Origin of the sequence: Ochrobactrum sp. SFR4 (assembly GCF_019730395.1) — a bacterium.
In the GTDB taxonomy this organism is placed as follows: domain Bacteria; phylum Pseudomonadota; class Alphaproteobacteria; order Rhizobiales; family Rhizobiaceae; genus Pseudochrobactrum.
Window position 1 is genome coordinate 1 of sequence record NZ_JAAPBB010000264.1, and the last position, 413, is coordinate 413.

Below are 413 nucleotides of genomic sequence, written 5' to 3' on the forward strand. Positions count from 1 at the left end.
TTCATCGCCTTCATCTCGGTGGCGGTGCCGAGCGCATCGGAGACGCGCTTCGCCGTCCGTTCGTCGTTGGTGGCGAAGGAGACACGCACATGGCAGTTGTCGAGGATCGAGTTGTTGGCGCCGTAAGCCTTTTCGATTTGGTTCAGCGACTGGGCGATGAGGAATGCCTTGAGCCCATAGCCTGCCATGAAGGCCAGAGCGCTCTCGAAGAAGTCGAGACGGCCGAGGGCCGGAAATTCGTCCAGCATCATCAGCACGCGATGCCGACGCTCCTTGGTGTGAAGGTCTTCCGTCAGGCGCCGCCCGATCTGGTTAAGGACAAGGCGGATGAGCGGCTTGGTCCGCGAAATGTCAGATGGTGGCACGACTAGGTAAAGCGTGGCCGGTCGGTCGTCCTCGATGAGGTCCGCGAT

Annotated in this window: 1 protein-coding gene; it reads right to left on the reverse strand. The window is 60.8% G+C overall.

Annotation, left to right across the window (positions count from 1 at the left end; genetic code table 11):
• Positions 1 to 413, reverse strand: a 413-nt coding sequence (locus HBA93_RS18910; RefSeq protein WP_221724326.1) for a type IV secretory system conjugative DNA transfer family protein, incomplete at both ends; no start/stop codon positions are given.